The sequence below is a fragment of the uncultured Novosphingobium sp. genome (assembly GCF_964277725.1).
Taxonomy (GTDB): Bacteria; Pseudomonadota; Alphaproteobacteria; order Sphingomonadales; family Sphingomonadaceae; genus Novosphingobium; species Novosphingobium fluoreni.
Genome location: NZ_CAXYKL010000043.1, coordinates 1 through 4,535, shown reverse-complemented (window position 1 = coordinate 4,535; position 4,535 = coordinate 1). Strand labels below are relative to the sequence as shown.

The window sequence follows — 4,535 nt, the reverse complement described above, 5'->3', positions numbered from 1 at the left end:
AGCTTGATCGCCTCCACGGCCGTGGCGATGCTGGCAAAGCCCGTCAGCACGACGATGCGCGTCAAGGGATCGCGCGCATGGATCATCTCCACGCAAGTCAGCCCTGAAGCCGTGCCCAGCTTCAGGTCGACCACGGCATATTCGAACTCCTGCTCGGCCAGCAGCGCCGTCAGCTGATCGGGGCTGGCGGCATGGCGCACGCTGTAGCCGCGCCGCTCGAACGATCGCGCCAGCGTGCGGGCAAACGCCGGATCATCCTCCACGATGACGAGGCTGGGAGCATCGGCGGGGTCGTTTTCAGGGCTGCTCATGATACCATCCGGGGTTGGTAGGCCAGCGAAGCGAGCGGCAGGGACATGCGCACTTGCGCGCCGCCTTCCGGCAGGTTCCCCACCTCCACCTTGCCACCCAGCTTGCGCAGCACGTTGACCACCAGGAACAGGCCAAGCCCTCCGCCCGGTCGGCCCTTGGTGGAGGAATAGGGGCGGCCGAACGCCTCCAGCATCTCGGGCGCGAAGCCGGGGCCGCGATCGCGCACTTCGATCACCGCCTGCTCCCTTTCGATCGAGGCCACCAACAGCACAAAATGGGGCGAAACCTCCAGCGCGTTATCGATGACGTTGCCGATCACCTGACGCAGCGCCGCATCGGACACGATAGTCGGATCACTCTCGCCGATGCGATCGTCCAGCATCACGATGCCGCCTGTCCGGCCAGACCATTCGCCGGCGATCGCCTGCGCGAAGGCACGCAGCGAGGTGACCTCCGGGCTTTCCCCTCGCGCTTCGCCGGCGGATTGGAGGATGCCGGTTACGATCGTCTTGCAGCGCTGAAGCTGGGCATCCATCTCTTCCACTTCAGCGGCGAAATCGGGAATGGCGGCCAGCGCTGGATGTTGCCGCCAGTCCCCCAGCAGCACGGAGATCGTGGAAAGCGGCGTCCCCAGTTCATGCGCCGCACCGGACGCGAGCAGGCCCATGCGCACGATGTGATGCTCTTCCGCCGCCTGCTGGCGCAGCGCCGCCAGCGCCAGGTCGCTCTGGCGGCGATTGCGATCGATGCGGATGACGAAGAACACCAGCAGCACCGCAATCAGCAGAAAGCAGATCAGGCTTCCCGCCAAGTAAAGCTGCATCGGCGTCTGCGCGAACGACGCGGGGAGATCGAGCGGGCGATAGTCGAAAGTCAGCCCCGCCACCGCCGCGGCTGACATCGCGGCGACGATCCAGCTCCAGCCGGGCGGCAGCAGGATAGCCCCGATCACGATCTGGAGAAGGAACAGGAACGCGAAGGGATTGGTCGTGCCGCCGCTGAAATACAACTGCCAGGTAAGCGAGCCGACATCCAACATCAGCGCGGCCAGCAACTCGAGGTGGCTGTATCCGCCGCGCTGGCGGCCGATGATGATCGTCGCCCAGTTGATCAGGGCCAGCAGCACCGGCACGGCGATCAGATGGGCGAGCGGCAGGCGCACGCCCAGCAATTCCACCGTGGCCCAGATCGTCACCAACTGGCCGATCACCGCCATCCAGCGCAATTGCAGCAGCAGCGCCATGTTGCGCGCGCTGCCCGGCGGATACCCGGCTGACGATGGCAGCGCCGTCATCGCAGCTTGCGCCATAACACCACCGCCGTTCCGATGGAGAGCAGCGCCATCGCCGCCCACGTCAGCGCGTAGGACAAGTGATTGTTGGGGAAGTTGATCACGGTCAGCCCCGGCACTGGCCCGCCCGCCGCGCTGGGCGTCTCCTGCGAAGCGTCGACAAAATAGCGCGCATCCGCCGCCATGCCATGCCGCGCCGCGATCTGCGCCACGTCGCGCGAATACCAGCGGTTCTCCTGTGGGCGATTGGCGCGCAGGAAACCGCCGCCCGGGTGCGTCAGGCGCAGCAGGCCGATCACGGATACAGGCTCCTTCGGCGTCCGGGCGCGAACCGCTTCGATCCGGGTGCCCATCGGCACGAAGCCGCGGTTGACATAGATCGCTGGTCCCAGCCCTGCTCCATCAACCCGCATCGGGGTCATCACCCAATATCCGGAGCCTAGCGTGGAAACGCCGGTCACCAGCACCGAACCTTGCGGCAGATAATGGCCGCGCAGCCCGACGCGGCGATACTCCAGTTGATCTAGCGCACCCGTCGGCAATTGCGCCACCGGCAGCGGTGCGGCCTTCGTGCCCGCCTCCACACGCGCGATCAGCGCTTCCTTCCAATGCAGCCGCTCCACCTGCCAGACCGCCAGTGCGGCGAACACAGCCGCCAGCACCAGCAGGGTCAGGCACATGACAACAGGGCGCTTCGCCCTCACCTCGGTCACGGCATCTCCGACATCTCATGCGACATGGGCATCATGTTCGCATTGAGATGATGCATGACCCAGAGCGAGCCGGAAAGGACGATCACGATCAGCACGATCGTGAACAGCAAGGCCAGCATGTTCCACCCGCCCTCGGACTTGGTGTTCATGTGCAGGAAGAAGATCATGTGCACCACGATCTGCACCACCGCCGCCCCGACGACGAGCATGCCGGTCAGGCCCTTGTCCGCCACCGCGCCGGTCATCACCAGGGCGAACGGGATCGCCGTCAGCACCACCGACAGCAGGAAGCCGATGACATAGCCCCTCAACGAGCCGTGATCCTCGCCACTTGCATGGCCATCATGAGCCGCACTCATCGCAGCACTCCCAGCAGATAGACGAAGGTGAAGACGCCGATCCAGATGACGTCCAGGAAATGCCAGAACAGGCTGAGGCACATCAACCGCCGCTGGTTGGCCGCGACCAGGCCCCGTTTCCCCACTTGCACCAGCAGCACGCCAAGCCAGATCAGGCCGAAGGTGACGTGGAGGCCATGGGTGCCGACCAGCGTGAAGAAGGCGGACAGGAAAGCGCTGCGCTGCGGCGTCGCGCCTTCGTGGATCAGGTGGGCGAACTCATACAACTCGATCGAGAGGAACGCCGCGCCGAACAGCGCGGTCACCACCAGCCAGCCCTGCACGCCCCGCACATGCCCGCGCTGCATCGCCAGCATCGCAAAGCCATAAGTGATGGACGAGAACAAAAGCATCGAAGTGTTGAGCGCGACCAGCGGCAGGTCGAACAAATCCCTCGGCCCCGGCCCCGCCGCGTAATTGCCGCCCAGCACGCCGAATGCCGCGAACAGCATGGCGAAGATCAGGCAGTCGCTCATCAGGTAGATCCAGAAGCCCAGCATGGTGCTGCCGCCTTCGGGATGGTCGTGCTCGTCCAAATCGTACCAGCGCGCCAGGTTCGCCGTGGCCCGGTTCGTCGGGGCCGGAGTGGTTACGGAAGCGCTCATGCTGCACCTGTGGCTAGGGCGAGTTGCTGGCCGCGCGCCCGCTCCGTTTCGACCACATGGTCTGCCGGGATGTGGAAATCGCGCTTGGAATTGAACGTGTGGACGATGGCCGTGGCCAGCACCGCGGCAAAGCTGACGGCGGCGAGCCACCAGATGTGCCAGATCAGTGCGAAGCCGCAGATGCCGCTCAGGCCCGCCAGCACCACGCCCGCACCGGTGTTGCGCGGCATGTGGATCGGGCGGAAGCCCTCCTCCGGCCGGCCTACTCCGGCGCGCTTCATATCCGCCCAGGCATCCAGATCGTGGACGATCGGGGTGAACGCGAAGTTGTATTCAGGCGGGGGCGAACTGGTGGACCATTCCAGCGTCCGTCCGTTCCACGGGTCGCCCGTCAGGTCGCGGTTCTGGTCGCGGCGGATGATCGAGACGGCGTATTGCAGCAGCATCGTGGCGATGCCACAGGCGATCAGCGCCGCGCCGATGCCGGCGATGACGAACCAGATCTGCAACGAGGGATCGTCGAACACCCGCATCCGGCGCGTCACGCCCATCAGGCCCATCGCGTACAGCGGTGTGAACGCCATCCAGAAGCCCACCACCCAGCACCAGAAGCTGACCTTGCCCCAGAACGGCTCCAGCTTGAAGCCGAACGCCTTGGGCCACCAGTAATTGATCGCGGCGAACACGCCGAACACCACGCCGCCGATGATCACGTTGTGGAAGTGCGCGATCAGGAACAGCGAGTTGTGCAGCACGAAGTCCGCCGGGGGCACGGCCAGCAGCACGCCGGTCATCCCGCCGATCGTAAAGGTCAGCATGAAGGCCAGCGTCCACATCATCGGCAAGTCGAAGCGGATGCGTGCGCGGTACATCGTGAACAGCCAGTTGAACAGCTTCGCGCCCGTCGGGATCGAGATGACCATCGTGGTGATCCCGAAGAAGCTGTTGACGCTGGCGCCCGATCCCATGGTGAAGAAGTGGTGCAGCCACACGACGTAGGAAAGGATCGTAATGACCACCGTGGCATAGACCATCGAGGAATAGCCGAAGAGCTTCTTGCCGCAGAACGTAGCCGTCACTTCCGAGAATACGCCGAATACCGGCAGCACCAGGATGTAGACTTCCGGGTGGCCCCAGATCCAGATCAGGTTCACGTACATCATCGGCGATCCGCCGAAATCGTTGGTGAAGAAATTGGTGCCGACGTACCGGTCCA

The 4,535-nt window shown here is 64.7% G+C and carries 6 protein-coding genes; all 6 read right to left on the bottom strand.

Annotation, left to right across the window (positions count from 1 at the left end; genetic code table 11):
- The coding region (locus ACHWRX_RS02610) for a response regulator (protein ID WP_394657988.1) at nt 1-311 on the bottom strand (311 nt) is incomplete at its 3' end.
- Nucleotides 308-1,621, bottom strand: coding sequence for an ATP-binding protein (locus ACHWRX_RS02605; RefSeq protein ID WP_394657987.1), 1,314 nt, complete (start codon nt 1,619-1,621; stop codon nt 308-310). The genes ACHWRX_RS02605 and ACHWRX_RS02610, both read right to left, overlap by 4 nt.
- Complete coding sequence (locus tag ACHWRX_RS02600) at nt 1,603-2,316, bottom strand: SURF1 family protein (RefSeq protein ID WP_394657986.1); 714 nt, start codon at nt 2,314-2,316, stop codon at nt 1,603-1,605. Before ACHWRX_RS02600 ends, ACHWRX_RS02605 begins: the two co-directional genes overlap by 19 nt.
- The gene (gene cyoD / locus ACHWRX_RS02595) at nt 2,313-2,675 is read right to left on the bottom strand and encodes a cytochrome o ubiquinol oxidase subunit IV (RefSeq protein WP_394657985.1); all 363 of its coding nucleotides are present in this window, start codon (nt 2,673-2,675) and stop codon (nt 2,313-2,315) included. The genes ACHWRX_RS02600 and cyoD overlap by 4 nt, the downstream gene beginning before the upstream one ends.
- Nucleotides 2,672-3,319: a cytochrome o ubiquinol oxidase subunit III gene (gene cyoC, locus ACHWRX_RS02590; RefSeq protein ID WP_394657984.1), complete on the bottom strand. Its 648-nt coding sequence runs from the start codon at nt 3,317-3,319 to the stop codon at nt 2,672-2,674. The genes cyoD and cyoC overlap by 4 nt, the downstream gene beginning before the upstream one ends.
- On the bottom strand, nt 3,316-4,535 hold a 1,220-nt coding region (locus ACHWRX_RS02585), incomplete at its 5' end, for a cbb3-type cytochrome c oxidase subunit I (protein WP_394657983.1). The genes ACHWRX_RS02585 and cyoC, both read right to left, overlap by 4 nt.